The sequence below is a fragment of the Bradyrhizobium glycinis genome (assembly GCF_016031655.1).
GTDB classification, from domain to species: domain Bacteria; phylum Pseudomonadota; class Alphaproteobacteria; order Rhizobiales; family Xanthobacteraceae; genus Bradyrhizobium; species Bradyrhizobium glycinis.
In genome coordinates, this window is sequence record NZ_JACCHQ010000017.1 from 1 (window position 1) to 13,638 (window position 13,638).

Annotated in this window: 15 protein-coding genes; 7 read left to right on the top strand and 8 right to left on the bottom strand. The window is 58.2% G+C overall.

Annotation, left to right across the window (positions count from 1 at the left end):
• The coding region (locus tag HZZ16_RS22900) for a transposase (protein ID WP_197949887.1) at positions 1-210 on the bottom strand (210 nt) is incomplete at its 3' end.
• 29 nt (positions 211-239) lie between these two features.
• Here HZZ16_RS22900 and HZZ16_RS22905 point away from each other — a divergent pair.
• Both HZZ16_RS22905 and HZZ16_RS22910 read left to right on the top strand, forming a co-directional pair.
• Positions 240-431, top strand: a complete 192-nt coding sequence (locus HZZ16_RS22905) for a hypothetical protein (protein WP_197951967.1) — start codon at positions 240-242, stop codon at positions 429-431.
• 205 nt (positions 432-636) lie between these two features.
• Positions 637-858 (top strand): hypothetical protein, encoded by a 222-nt coding sequence (locus HZZ16_RS22910; protein ID WP_197951969.1) that lies wholly within the window; start codon positions 637-639, stop codon positions 856-858.
• Between the two features lie 540 nt (positions 859-1,398).
• Here the strand turns inward: HZZ16_RS22910 and HZZ16_RS22915 are convergent.
• Positions 1,399-2,157 carry a hypothetical protein gene (locus tag HZZ16_RS22915; RefSeq protein ID WP_376707584.1) on the bottom strand — a complete coding sequence of 253 codons (759 nt, stop codon included), beginning with the start codon at positions 2,155-2,157 and terminating at the stop codon, positions 1,399-1,401.
• A gap of 686 nt (positions 2,158-2,843) precedes the next feature.
• Here HZZ16_RS22915 and HZZ16_RS22920 point away from each other — a divergent pair.
• Positions 2,844-3,842 carry a beta family protein gene (locus tag HZZ16_RS22920; RefSeq protein WP_197951974.1) on the top strand — a complete coding sequence of 333 codons (999 nt, stop codon included), beginning with the start codon at positions 2,844-2,846 and terminating at the stop codon, positions 3,840-3,842.
• On the opposite strand, the gene HZZ16_RS38305 is transcribed toward HZZ16_RS22920, so the two are convergent.
• Positions 3,738-4,400 (bottom strand): sce7726 family protein, encoded by a 663-nt coding sequence (locus HZZ16_RS38305; RefSeq protein WP_197951976.1) that lies wholly within the window; start codon positions 4,398-4,400, stop codon positions 3,738-3,740. The two genes, HZZ16_RS22920 and HZZ16_RS38305, sit on opposite strands and share 105 nt — an antisense overlap.
• Positions 4,401-5,891: 1,491 nt before the next feature.
• Here HZZ16_RS38305 and HZZ16_RS22930 point away from each other — a divergent pair.
• The 3 genes from HZZ16_RS22930 (at position 5,892) to HZZ16_RS22940 (ending at position 7,254) form a co-directional block, all read left to right on the top strand.
• On the top strand, positions 5,892-6,200 hold the full coding sequence (locus HZZ16_RS22930; RefSeq protein WP_197951978.1) for a hypothetical protein: 309 nt from the start codon (positions 5,892-5,894) through the stop codon (positions 6,198-6,200).
• A 92-nt stretch (positions 6,201-6,292) separates the two neighbouring features.
• Complete coding sequence (locus HZZ16_RS22935; RefSeq protein ID WP_197951980.1) at positions 6,293-6,439, top strand: hypothetical protein; 147 nt, start codon at positions 6,293-6,295, stop codon at positions 6,437-6,439.
• A gap of 29 nt (positions 6,440-6,468) precedes the next feature.
• Positions 6,469-7,254, top strand: coding sequence for a hypothetical protein (locus HZZ16_RS22940; RefSeq protein WP_197951982.1), 786 nt, complete (start codon positions 6,469-6,471; stop codon positions 7,252-7,254).
• Positions 7,255-7,508: 254 nt separating this feature from the next.
• On the opposite strand, the gene HZZ16_RS22945 is transcribed toward HZZ16_RS22940, so the two are convergent.
• From HZZ16_RS22945 to HZZ16_RS22965, 5 genes are all read right to left on the bottom strand, one after another.
• Complete coding sequence (locus tag HZZ16_RS22945; RefSeq protein WP_197951985.1) at positions 7,509-7,799, bottom strand: hypothetical protein; 291 nt, start codon at positions 7,797-7,799, stop codon at positions 7,509-7,511.
• 470 nt (positions 7,800-8,269) lie between these two features.
• Positions 8,270-8,617, bottom strand: coding sequence for a hypothetical protein (locus HZZ16_RS37300; protein WP_246510317.1), 348 nt, complete (start codon positions 8,615-8,617; stop codon positions 8,270-8,272).
• Positions 8,618-9,113: 496 nt separating this feature from the next.
• Entirely contained in the window at positions 9,114-10,358 is a 1,245-nt protein-coding gene (locus HZZ16_RS22955; RefSeq protein ID WP_197951987.1) for an MFS transporter, read from the bottom strand.
• 124 nt (positions 10,359-10,482) lie between these two features.
• Entirely contained in the window at positions 10,483-11,328 is an 846-nt protein-coding gene (locus HZZ16_RS22960; RefSeq protein ID WP_197951989.1) for a class I SAM-dependent methyltransferase, read from the bottom strand.
• Positions 11,282-12,820: a PLP-dependent transferase gene (locus HZZ16_RS22965; protein WP_197951991.1), complete on the bottom strand. Its 1,539-nt coding sequence runs from the start codon at positions 12,818-12,820 to the stop codon at positions 11,282-11,284. The genes HZZ16_RS22960 and HZZ16_RS22965 overlap by 47 nt, the downstream gene beginning before the upstream one ends.
• Before the next feature lie 269 nt (positions 12,821-13,089).
• Between HZZ16_RS22965 and HZZ16_RS22970 the strand changes: the two genes are divergently transcribed.
• Positions 13,090-13,470, top strand: coding sequence for a hypothetical protein (locus HZZ16_RS22970; protein ID WP_197951994.1), 381 nt, complete (start codon positions 13,090-13,092; stop codon positions 13,468-13,470).
• The last annotated feature ends 168 nt before the right edge of the window (positions 13,471-13,638 follow it).

Below are 13,638 nucleotides of genomic sequence, written 5' to 3' on the forward strand. Positions count from 1 at the left end.
CAGCTGGCGCGCCTGCCGCCGCCAGGTGAACACTTGTTGGGGTGTCAGCCCGTGTCGGCGGGCAACGTCGGAAACGACCGCGCCTGGGACCAGCGTCTCCTCGACAATCCGGACCTTGTCGTCCTTGGAGAACCAACGGCGTCGTCCGGTCTCTGTGATCACCTCCAACCGGCCCGTTGCCACATCCGACTTAAGCGTATGGTCAAGCATAGACACGAGCCGATCCCTTCAAAGAGATCGTGAACCTCGCTTATCCTTCACGCCACGAGAAGGTGGGATCAAAACGACGCTTACTTTCGCTGGACTACCGCTTCTTCATCGAGGGCGGCCAGCTGCTGATTGAAGCCCGCTGGTCGCCCGTCAGGTGGCTAAACGCCATTAACTCAGAGAAACGGATGATCGGCTGGGCTTGGACGATCTTCTACAAGTAGCTTACGAGGGCATGAGAGAGGGGTAGGAGATGGCATACATAGCCACCGTTATTCCGATCATGATTGCCTCGCCGGGCGACGTTCTGAACGAACGTAACGTTGCTCGGGAGATCATCAGTGCCTGGAACTATCGACAAAGACGATCTTAACATCCGTTTGCTGGGAGACTCATTCCTCGCCGGACCTAGGTGATCGTGCGCAAACATTGATCAACGATCGCGTGCTGAAAGACTGGGATCTTCTGGTTGGAATATTCTGGACAAGACTGAGCACTCCAACGGGGACTTCTGCTAGCGGGTCCGTTGAAGAGATCGAAAAACACATCGCCGCCGGCAAGCCCGCGACGGCTTATATTTCAAACACGCCCGTTGCGCTCAACAGCATCGATCTAGCGCAGTATGAGGCAAAGAAGTTCCGCAAGTGGTGAAGGCAAAGGGCTGATCGCCACATACGACAATCTGCCCGACTTCAAGCGGGCCTTTACGCGGGACCTGCAAATCAATCTGTACAAGAACCCTTCCTTAATCGGGGCTGCGCGGTCAATTGGGATCGGCGAATGGACCCGCGGGATTACCAGGAATACAGGATCACGCCGAAGGTCTGTCGAGTGAAGCTAAGGAACTACTACGCGAAGCGGCGGCCGATCGAAACGGTCACGGTAAAATGAAGGTAGGCGTCGCCCCTGGCCCGTCTGACCCTTCCCCGGATGGGTTCATTCCGGACACTGACCGGCTTGCTTTCGATCAAGCTGTTGCCGCAGTTAGGCTATTCGCCTCCGCCGATTTATTTCTCGCCCCATTCAAGCGGGTTCGTCGACGCGGCCTATCCAACCTTGCGGCGGAACGGGCGGAAGATCTTCAGGACGTTGCGGTCTTCTTCGACCAGCCTTTTGCAAAGATTTGAGCGCGCTGGTCAGAGGCTCGTTTTGCCCTTCTTATGATCGCGCGAGCCGCATGAATCCGCCCGGCTACGATCGGACCAAATCGTCTGAATCGGAAGCGTTTTTCAACCTGGATGTGGTTTCGGTCAGAGCGGAGAGTGCAGTTTGCATTTTGTCAGGCTGCGAACTGAGCGTACTCTCAAGATGTTCCCGGTCCCTCTCGATGGTGCGATCAAGTGACGAACCATATATCGCAGCAATCGCAATCTCCTTGGCCAAGCGCGTGTAGCTCTGCCACATCAGATAAAACATCAGTGGCGGGACCTGACGATTCGCGAGCATCTCATTGCAGCGTGATCCCGCATTTTCGATCGCCCACCATTGCTGCGCGAGGGCTACCAAGCGTCGGAAGTCTCGTCCCGTTCGGCTGAACTTGTTAGGATCGACGCCGGCGAGGAACGCGCAGCGATCGAGCCAATTCAGGCCCGCGATGATTGCGGTCGGATAATCGACAAGGGGAACGCCTTTGAACTCGACAACGGTATCTTCGTGCCGAGGTAGCCTGAGAAAGGCGTCCATCATTTCGGCCTGGCGCACGGCACTAACCAGAAGATCTACGTCGCGCCTCGGCACCATCATGACGTAGCGGCAGGCTTCAAGCCGAGTGTGCTTCCAAATTGCTCGAACGTTTCCACCGGCGTCATTCAGCGTGCGGTTGCACGCCGGATAGACAATCCGCCCCTCATCTGTCTCTTTCAGGTACCATGGAAGCAGCTTGTCAAGAGCCGACAGCAACGCCAAAGGTTCAAAGAGATTGTCCAGAGCCTCTTTGGCTGACGGCAACACTGGCTTCTTTGATCGTCCCCATCCGAACATCGTAGTCGCCCCCTGCTGCGCCGATTAGACCCTGGCATGCCCGAGCATGCAACCCGCCGCCGCCGATCTCGCCGCTGAATTTGTCCAGACCGCCCCTGAGTTCGTCAAAGCGTTGTTAATCGCTCATCTGCGGGGCTGGCGGGCGCCTGGCGCGCAGCTGTCCCGCCCGCGCGCGATCAGATGCTGCTTGCCTCGCGCGTCACGCAGCATGCGGTTTTCCTCGTGAGATCGGCCTACGAGTATGAGTTTCGACTAAATGAGCTGCTTCCGAGACGAAAAACGGCGCGCTTGCCATGCGATGCTTCACCTTCTTCGATTCCCCCACGGGATTGGCGGGCTGCGAAATCCGGTTGGGTTTGCCTCCGTTGCCGGGCCGCGCTTCTTGGAGCACTTGGCGCATGACTGAAGAGCCTTCACCAGAGGTGATCTTGCAGGACCTCAGGTCGAGACACGAGCTTGGCCGTCTGCTGGAGCCAAGCCGTGCACCTCAGCCATTGCGGACGACCGCACCCGCCCGCGCGAAGGAGTCTTCGCGACAGCCAGAACCGGCGCGCAAATAAGGCCGCGTCTTTCGAGAGCCGACACAGTGGCCGCTCTCGTGAAGCTCCAGCCTCCTGGCGCGCTTACGCGCATTGCAAATGATTTCGAGGTCAATAATGCCGTTCATTTATCGCCCTATGCTCAAGACGAAAACCGGCGAAGCGGTTGCGCTCCTTCAACTTCCAGCATCGCAGCGCGACAGGATCGAGCCTGTGTTCCACGTGGGGGAAAAGCCGCCCGCGACATTCGTAACGCGTATGACTGCAGCCTGGACTGGACGCCGGTGTTTTATCGACGGCGCATTCAACTTCAACGTGACGGGTGGGCCGCAGGACTTCAACAGCATGATCAGAGCTCTGGTAGCCGCTGGTGTGCCTGCCGTCCCCGTGATCGAGATGGGTGCAACGCCGGCCTACAACCAGGTAGCCCGCTCTTACATTGGACGCGGCGGGCCTGGTCTGATGCTGAAGTGCACGCCAAGCCAGCTTCCAGCCGCAACGGCGTTCGCACAGCGACAGCTGCAGCAACCAGAAACCGACATCGACCTGCTTGTTGACGCGGGTCACGTGGCCGAATTCGATCCCGGATCGTTTGCGGGCTACCTGAGCCAAATCCTCCAAGCTAATGTGCCCGGAAGCACTTGGCGGTCTGTTACGCTCGCGAGCTCATCGGCGCCCAAGGATTTTGGTCAGCTTGGTCCGGGGGTGACGGTGGTACCCCGAGTTGACTGGCTGACGTGGCGGAACCTTTCACAGCGTGGCAAGCCCGTCGACTACGCGGACTTCGGAATATCTCACCGAGACCTAACTGAGCCGCCCGGCATGGCGATGGCGGCAGCAACGGTCAGCGTTCGTTACGCGGTCGACGACAACTGGGTCATGGTCAAAGGGAAACGCACTACCGGCGCGTCCGGTCTGCCCATGGGCGATCAGTACCGAGCGCATGCTCGGACGCTTGTTCGGCGAGGTGATTTCGGCGGTTTGCCCGGCTGTTGGGGGGACCAGCGAATATCAATGATCGCAAGCAATCCTGGCGTCAGCGCCGGCGGCAGACCGCAATGGGTCGAGATCAACGCCAACCGACATTTTGCTCTGATCGTCGACCGACTTCCTTAACCAACTAGTACGCTCCTTTAGCGCTCCACGCACCTCAAACCTGAGGAGCTCGATCGGAAGTTCCGAAGCCAAGCGGCGGTACAGCTTGTCCGCGACTACACTGCGAAATCCCTTAACGAGCCCGTGGCGCTCCAAGATCGCCACGGCCTCTGGTCGCCAAAGCAAACGAGCAACCTGCAGGGCATCAACGCCCGGATTTCCATAGCTCGGCCGATCTTGCTGCAGACGCACTGCCAGACCATTTGCCATGCTGGCGATCATTACTCCCCACCAATCGGGGATAAGTGCCGACGCTTTTTTCGAATGATGATCGGCAACGACCAAAGTGACGCGATCGAAAACCTGGCTGTAGAGCTCCTGCTGAGCCGGCAGCCGCGCGAGCGTGTCGCGGGCGCTTTTTATCTCGTAGCCGGAAAGCTCTCCATTTATTACCGCAATGTCGACGCGGACGGAGCCAGCCCAAATGCCCATCTCCTCGACGATGCGCGTTCGTCCATCACCGCGGTGTTGTTCATCGAGATCTCGCCGCAGAGCCTGTCGGACGTCGAAATCTCTCATCTGGGGGTTCCCGTCGCGCCCTAAGCGGACTACACTAGCGCACGTAGGACCAGTCTACAACACAGCTGTTAACGCCTGGGTTCTGCATTCCGATAATCAGGGCGCTTTCGAGACAAAGCGCGGGCCAAGGCCCCCCCGCCCAGCCAACTGTCGTTCACGAGGTCCGCTGGCAGGTGGCTGCGCATACTAATTTTTTCGATCGCGTTCGCCAGTTGCTGAGGAAAACCTGCTCCATTCGGCCGTGTTTTCTGCAACACCGATTTGGTTGCCAGCCACAGGTTCCCTGCCACTCTTCGCAGCTCGCGACGTAGCGCGTCGGCGCCACGACGGCAGCTGTGGTTGTCGGTTCGGAACGGATCGGCGTGTCTGCAACTCCGAGAAATCCTGATGTCTCCTCGCGGAGATCTCATCGGCAGCCTCGATCCTCAAGCTTGTCGGGAACCGCCACCGCTGCGGAAGGTGCGCCGACAGCTCCCGGTGACGTTCGATAGCGACCAAGATCGCTCACGCTCGGCTGCCGCAGCGCCCGGGAAGGCAACTGAGAGAGCGGCAAGGTGAGCGAGCGCCGTTCGGCCGTCAGCGGCGCGGAAGAGTGGGGATGAGGCTCGCTTTCGGTAGGCTTGACAACGCCCCGTTGCGTGGTGTAGGCGCCCCAAGCTATGACGATCCCCGCAATCCCCGTCGGGTAGTAGGGCCAGCCTACCCCGCCTGTTCTGCGGCTAGACGGGCATCGTCGCAGCGCAATTCAAGTCGGCACAGCGGGCGTCGCCGCCAGGTTCTATGAGCCAGGTCCGACCGGTCGAAGGCGCGAAAGCGGAAGGTGCCGCAGACGCCCGTCGGCGTGGAGGTTAGCAGCGAAACTCACAAACGATCAGTCGCTTTCGAAAAACTTAAGGTCGGCGGGGGCAGTCGGTATTACGTCGCGAAGCTGCTGAAGACAATCATGGCTGCGTTCTCGTCACGGTGAGGAAAAGCCCTGCCCGTCCTCCAGAAGAACAGATAGAAGAGGGCAGTCGCTGGCGTTTTTCGGATGGAAACCGCGGCCTTACGCCGCCCGAAGGTGTAGTGTCTCAGGAGGGCTTCCTTGAAGTCCTCCGCAACAGTTTCTAGGGGGCTGAAAGCATGGTGGCTGCCATGCCTATGATTTCCCGCGTTCGTTGTCCCCAGATCCAATTCCAGCATGCTCTTGCCGCATGTTGGTGGCGCACTTTCTTGAGGTTCGGACGATTTCCTGCATCGCACAGTCATCGCGCAACGAAATACACCTCAGACGAGGGCGGCGGATCGAGGCGAAGAACTGCGCCATCCGCCCCATGGTGCGTGAGTTCTGATGGCCGCTCTGGCTCCGGCGCCGGAGCCGCGCCTGGCGCGGCAAGGCACTGAAACACCTCCTCTGAAGCAAGGCGGAAAAAATCGTCTCGTGTCCGATGAAGCGCTATTGCTTTCGTCCAACCTCTGCGGTTGATTTTCACGCCTGGAGGGAGGGGAGCCATGGGGATTTTTTCAGGCGAAAGGTGGGAACGGACATTTCGGCTGCGAAGCCATCAGGGCGTAGGCCGCGGGTTTCTTTCTGTCCTGTTTTGGCTTTGGGGCACTGCCGGACTGCTGTTCAACGCCGGATCCTTGATGGGCTTGACCGGCTCTATCGGGGTGGGAACGTCGGCGTATCTCGCAGCCACGAGCCTAATCTGGATCGGCGGCATGTTGTTATTCGGGATCGGCGCCCTGCTATCGCATCTCGACTTCGATGGCGAACGACCGCTACAGCCGGACGCCGCCGATATCCACATTTCGCGCTGATCGGATGACAAAGCGCTTTCCTTCTGCGGTGAGGTAGTCACCAACCGCACCCTAGATGACCACATTCAGACTACGCACCGCCTGATCCCAGGATGAAACTCACAGCCGGACGTTCCTTCGCCAACCCGGAAGCGGCACGCAAGCTGGTCGAACTCGCTGCCCACATCGAACCGGTTCAAGACGGCCGGATCCACATCGAGAAGGTCAACGCGCCCTTCCTTCTACACGCTCAAGGCTAGCGGCGCGGAGCTCGGCGCCGGGATCAAGCATGCAAATGCTGAAGCCTGACTTTGGGGCCGTCGGCCGTCGTATCGACTGGCACGACGAACGGGTCGCATGGGGCCGGCATCTCGCAGAAGATAAGCCCATGACTGCGCGCGAAATCGCGGCGGATATCGGCCTTGCCGCGACCCAGAGCCGCGCATTTCTGAATTGTGCAAGCGCTGCAATATCGACCTGTTCGGACAGGGCGGACGACCGCGGGAGGAAGGTGAAACGCGCGTTTATCGCATCGGCGTTCAGGGTCGCAATTCCGGCCTTCTCGCGCCTTGCGGCGCGCCATTCGCTTGACGAAGGCCGGATCGCTGAAAGGATTCTTAATGCCGCGCTCGAAACCGGCGAACCCCTCTGCGAAAACCTTCTGGATTTGGAGATCGAGCAAGGACGCCGGGCGAATGGGGTAAGCGCTTGTAACTTAGATACCGTCGCCGCTGACGACTTCGGAGAGTCTGAATTTACGCATGTCCCAGGGACCGATTGTCTTTTGTGGGCTTGCCGGACAATGACCTTCCAGAACGCTATGCGGAGCTTCGGCCCGATGTCGTCCATGCATCGCTTCTGGGATCGCCGCGCGCGCCGGGATATCACCACGACGACACGGTCATTTTTGCCAGCCGTGACGAGCATCAGCCGCCGCGGAAGTGGAACGGCGACGATCAGTTCTATGATCCGGACCCGGCGGACGTCGGCTGACGCCCCTTCGGAGGCAACACCTTGTCCACGATCCGGCCCATTTCGATCAGGAGTTTCCGGATGTCTTCGGCGTCATCGCTGATCGATGCGACGGCTATCAGCGTCCGCAGGTGAATCAAAGCTTCGCGCTCTGTCATCGGGACAGCCCCCTGTTCTGCGATAGAATTCCGATAGTATCGCCGATCTGGACACCCGCCAACCGATCGTGGCGCGAGGCGCGAACAGGGAACGACGCGCTCCGGCCGGACAAAAGTCGATGTCGTCGCCGGGATATCCCGGCCAAGGTTCTTTTCTCACGAGCCTAGAACATCCCGATTGCCGACCGGGTGATCGAAGTCAGGGGGCGACGTTTAACGTCAAAATTGCGATGACCGCCGCCACAACGGCGACAGTCATAGTAACGGTTTCAAAACCGATCCCCCAGTCGCTGCCCTCACCAAACGCCCACCACAAAAGAACCAATCCAAAAAGAATGCAGGCGCACCCGTTAACGCCAACGCGATAAGCTCTTAGATCGACAATTACACCGAAAACGAAGAAGGAAACGAGAATAGCCGCTCCCAAAAGAAGAAGCGCTCCTCCTGTCATGATAGTCAAAATGTTCGAACCCGTTTTGTGTCCAGGCATCCTGGGGTACTCCCATCTAAGTTGATCAGGTCGAAGATATGTCGCGATACAACTTCTGAGAGCAGTCGCACCGTGCTGAATGTCGAGAGCCCTTTTCTGTCAAAAGCGGGTGGAAGCCGCGAACGTTGAGGGCCATCGCGCACTTGCTCGCCGGACTATCGCGGCATGCTGCAGTTCCAGAATTAACCCGCAGCGGCAACATCAAGCTTAATGCGAAGGTTTGATTGCAGCGGCGCCCTAGAGAGCCAACTTCCGCACACCGGACATTGCCCGAACCCTAGGCGCAGCCGTCGCGCCCACATACTCGGTGCGGCGGCTTCGTTCGATCGGTGCCAGCAAGCTATGCGCAAGTCGTTGTCAGCCGTTTTCAATGCCTGATTTTGGTTAATCTTGCTGACACTGTCGTCGGCTTCGGCGCATCGGCCTTGGAAAACAACAGATGTTCGCCTCCACTGAGTGGCCGCCTCTGCCTATTCTGGGGCGAGCGTCGCAAGCGCGGCTTCGATCATCGTGATCTCTTGGTTGACAAAAGCGATAGCCTGTCCGGGATCGACGCCGGTAACGCTTACGAGCTGCCTTCGCAACTGCTGCCTATGCGCCAGAAGTCCTTCAAGCGCGTCACGATCTCTTAGTCTGATATAGCCGTCGACGATCAACTCAAGCGAACGCGACATGATCCTCTCAAACAAAAATGTTCCGTAATGGGAGATGGATTGTACCAGAGCACGGCGCCAGCCCGCAGCGGCGCCGACGTGGAAACCTTGATCGGTAAGGCTAACGAGCAAACCTTGTTGTCGCTGAAGAATGGCAGCGCTCATCCTGACAGCAGCCGTGGAGGTGACGGTGTCTCGCGTAGACGCTGCCTTCGCGGCTAGGGGTCGCCGGCTCAAGAAGCGGCGGCCCCGCCGGCGCGGGGCGTGTCCTTTGCCGGCGGTCGGGCGTTCTTTCTGGAGCCGCGCGCAGGCAGACAATTTCAGTTCGAGACCGGGTCTAGGCTCAGCTTTCCCCTTAGACACGCTCCCACAGTGGTTTTTGCCGACGACAGCCATGTCGCCGTGATGATGTCCCTCCCTTCTGGAGGAGCAGCGGGGGAGCCGCGACCGTGCCGCCGTCCGCGTCGGTCCCCGCCGGCGCCCGGTCGATGGTCGTCCCGTTTGGAGTGGCCGCTTCCGGAGGCGCAGCGGGGTGCCCCGACCCATGCCGCCGTCTGTACCGGTCCTCGCCGGCGCCCGCGCTCCAGGTTACTGTTTGCGCATGATCGTTCCGGAAAACCGATTCACATTTTTTTCGGATCATACCGTAGGCAGCACAATATCACTCGGAGTTCCGTTGATTGTTTGTATCGCGCGAAGCGGGTCCTGCTGGTCGGATAGTGACGAGCACGAATGCAAGGACGCTTAAAAATCCGCAGGCCACAAGCGCGGTCAAGGCTACGATCGTGCCATGGTGGGTTTGGGTGAAACTGAAGAAATATGGGGCAAACGACGCCATGGACAATCGAAAGCCATTGATCAACCCAATTCGACGTCCATAGCCGTTCTGCCCAAATATCGATAAAGGCAGCGCTCCGCGACAGATACTGTTTAGACCGGAGCTGAATCCAAGTAAAACGACGAAGACGGAAGCTCCCATAATGGAGTCCGAAGCCATTGCAACGACAGCCGTGGCCACGGAGAGCAGGACGGATGAGAGAATGGTGAGATGAATTGCGCCCATCCTCTCGCTGAGCGAACTTGCAAAGAGCCGTATTAGGACCTGTGAAGGGCCGAATAGCGCTGAAATCATCGCTCCCCCCTGACCTAGGCCAATCGCAGAGAGGATTGGGATCATCTGGCCGAGGAGTGCCGAAAAAACAAAAGTGGTGAGCGAAAATCCGGTCGTTACCAATACAAGATCAACAGCTCTTGGGGAGCGCTGCGAGCCGACTTGCAAGTTCTCGCTATTGTTCTCGTTGTCCGCGCTTGGAGAGCGAAGGTCATGGGCGAATCCGATTAACGGCAGGGCAACAAAGATATTGCATCCTGCATAGAGGGCGAGAACTTCTCTCCAGGAGAGCACATTCAGAAGGAGGGACGTGAGCGGCCAAAATAGCGTGGACGAGAAGCCAACGATCAATGTCAACAGAATGATGTGTCGTCTTGCACGGAGCGCGTTCCGCTGCACAAGCAATACAAAGGCAGCCTCATAGAACAGAAAAGCAGACGCGATTTGCATGCCAAACAGTGCTAGCATGAATACGATGATGTTCCAGGAAATAGCTGCTAATCCCAGACTAAGCGCCGCCGCCACCGAGGCGATCTTCATCGTTATGCCGGCGCCGTATCGGTCCATCAGAGAACCGGCGGGAAACGACATCAGCCCACTCGCAAATAGAGCAAAAGAAAACGATGCAAATATTGCTGCGTCTGAGATCGCGAAGTCGGCGGCGACGTGGCCCGCAACGACAGCTACGCAATAATACAGCGTGCCGTAGTTGATAATTTCGGCGCCGCCCAGTGCCGCGACAACAAGCTTGTCACTATTGCGGATGATCGCTGCCTCTCTTGGTTCTGTTCTCATGTGAGCGGCCGGATCGCGAGTCTTAGTCGTCGCTCAAAGCGGACGTCACAATGGCCGCCTGCCGGACAACCGGCATTCGAGCTTGACTATCCGTCTTGGAAGGCTGGCTCGCCCCGTGGCACCCTTAACCGCGTTGAGCATGCCATGCCGCGGAGCGAAATCGCAGGCTCGCGGGCCGCCTGCTGCGGAAAGTCTCTGCGATCATTTGCAGGATGGAGTTCCAAACTTCTGGGGAGACCTGACTTGGAATGTCATGTGAACTCTTCCAGTAATTGATATATTGCTCCTCCGTCATCGGCACCGCTTCGGTGCTCGTGAGAGCAATGCAGTTTCCCAAGCCTGGATATTGGTTGAGGAGCGTCTCGTAAGTCGACATCTCCCCAACAATTGGAGGACGCGCCCGCCGCAAGGCCGGAGCCAAATCACGTATCCGGCTTTCGATTTCAATCTGAAAGGGATCGGTTTCAAGATCAGTAAGGAAGCATGTAATCGTGAAGAACGCACGCGACCGCAAGATTCGCATGCATTCGCGAAGGGCATCGCTCGTGTTCGTCCAATGGAATGACGTGCTGTAGCAAACCCAATCTAGCGAACCATCGGCGAGGCCCGTACACTCACCAGGAGCGTTAATCCAAGAGACGGATGGACGGGCAGCACCGATCCTCTTGCCCGTCGCAACCATCTCGCTATCGGGCTCGATGGCGTAGCCGGAAAGTCCCATGTCAGCCAAGGCATAGGCGGTCGCACCTGTACCTGCGCCAATGTCCGCAAAGATCGGGCTGTCTGTCAGCGTTTTCACGTGCTCGACCAGGATCTTGAGGACTCGCCGTGAATAGGGAGGGCGCTTCGGATAAGCCTGCGCGACTTCGGAGAAGCTTCCAAAGGACGGCCGACCAGCAGCGCACATTTTGTTCTCCATTGTTTTATGATTGCCAGGATGCGCGCCGACCGCGCCATTGCGCTTGTCCAAATTGCCGCTTGAACGTCACACCGCGACTGTGTTTCTCTGTGGATGCACCCAGGTATACAATTCCCCTCAGTTCATCGTCCGTTACGGCCCCCTTAAACTCGTAATCCATTGCCATGGGATCGCCTGGCAATCGCGAGACCAGCTCTAAGCTCGATCCAACCATCACCCCCCGGCAGCTACCGGAACCTTTCGCGCCGGTGTGCGTCCCTGTAACCGTCTGCCGGTCTTGCGAAAGAGCAACGGTGTGCGTAGCGGTGCCGTGAAGGAACTCGATCGAGATTTCCCATACGCCTGCAACGTTCTCGAATGTCACCTCAGGCGGCTCGGGCTGCACTGCTGGGGTGTCTGTGAGAACGCGAACGATTGAACGGCCAACGATTCCGGCTTCAGCTGTGCTCAGATTGGTAGGATCAATCACGATCCGCTGCGGGCCCTGCCAACAGTCATGCAACACAATGCGTGGACGCGCGCGGCTCAATCTGTTGGCGATCACGTCGGAGCTGACCGGGATCCGCTTGACGTCCCAGGAGACCGCGATGCGGGGATTGCAGAATTCACAATCCGGGTCAATTTCGTGGACAGAAAGCCCGGGCACGCCCAGAAACTCCCGCTTTAGTGCTGAAATGCACGCGTGCCATCGAGTCATTGCGCGAGCAGCTTCGCCTTGCGCCACCCATTGCTCTAGCGCGATGTACGCGCCAACGATTTCGTCCTTGCCCACCTTCATTGATCGACCAAATGATTGGCCAGGCGGCCCGTTCAGATAGGCCGCTCTGCAGAGCCTTTCCGAGCCGAGCAAGAAGCCTGTCGACTGTGGCCCGCCAATATATTTACCGCCCGAATGAATAAGGAGATCGGCTCCGCTGCTGAGCCAAACATTCGGAAAGCTTGGGGCTAATCCCGCTCCGTCGACAATCAGCGGAATTCGATGTTGATTCGCTCGTGCCGCAATCTCGTCGAAGGGGAGCGCCGAAGTTGGAATGGCGTGCCCAAGCAAGCATATTGCAGTAATACTTTCGCGTGGAAGTCGGTCGAGGTCTGACGCCTGGGTAATCGAGGTGACCGTGCACCCGATTGCGCGAATTGCGTGCTCGTAGGCCATCCTTTGATCGGCGGCGACAAGCACCGTCTTGTCTCCCCGCAACGGCAGCCCCAGCATTTTTTCTGGGTCGTTACCAGCCACGCAGGCAGCGACGGCCTGGCTGACCGCTGCGACACTTCCAGCAGTCACAAGACCCCACTCCGCGCCGGTCAGCGCAGCCAACTTCTGGCCAATTGCCTCCGCCAGTTCATTTAGATCAACGAAGACTTGACTAGAGGCGCTCATTGCATCACGAACAGCTCGCGTCGGATTGCAACCTCCATATAGCGTGCGAACGCCGGTGCAATTGATGATCGGTTCAACACCAAGCCTATGAAAGAGGGAATGAGCATCCTCATCTTCCTGGAGCGCGCTCCAATCAATCTGCGAATGGCTGGCTTCCTCGCTCATGCCAATAGCCTTTGCATTGGTACCGACACAAGCCCTGAGACTGCTGCCGTGGAGCAGGTCTTCCTAACTGAGATCCGCAGTCGTTCAGCTGCAGGCTCGTACACCCTCGAAATCGCACAAACCGCAGCCGAACGCCCGCGAGAGGCTTCTCTTAACAAGGCAGATTTGGTGGAGCGCACGAGCTCGCGAAGATGGGCCGATAATGATGCCCCCTGAAGGTTTGAACCTGCAGCGTGGCGAGGGCGGTTGTGTCGCTTGCAATTTAGTTCTTGCTTGCCGCCGAATTGAAAGTGCGCCAGATCGAGTTCTTCGATCCAGGCGTCTTTTGCCTCAAAATGCAGGTCGTGAATCCGGCTGGCGGAGCTGACAGTCGGGGTGCGGCCGCTGATGATGATCGTCTCCTTCAGGCTTGGAGAAGCTGCGAGCGCATTGCGCGAGAGGAGCGACTTGCCGATATTTCCTTTTCTACAGACTGCGATCAGACACAGACAGAGCATATCGCTTCAATTCCTTCATTCCGCTTCGTGGGCACCCACGATATGAATGGTGATCAGCAGCGTCCCACAGCTCGCAAGGTAAGACTTCAAGCATCATGCCAACTTTGTCGAGCGGCTGAAAAAAGGAGCCTACGCTTGCTCTTCACTATTTGAGCGGTGAGGCCAAGTAGCGGATTGGCCAACAAGCCTGGGTCGAGAACACAACAAAATCGACACACATGTAGTGACGCGCGACAGTTCCTCGCGCCGACAACCGGTCTCCTATGCGTCCGCACACGCGACCTGATGCCGGACGGCATCTGTCCTCCAACTTGCGTGATT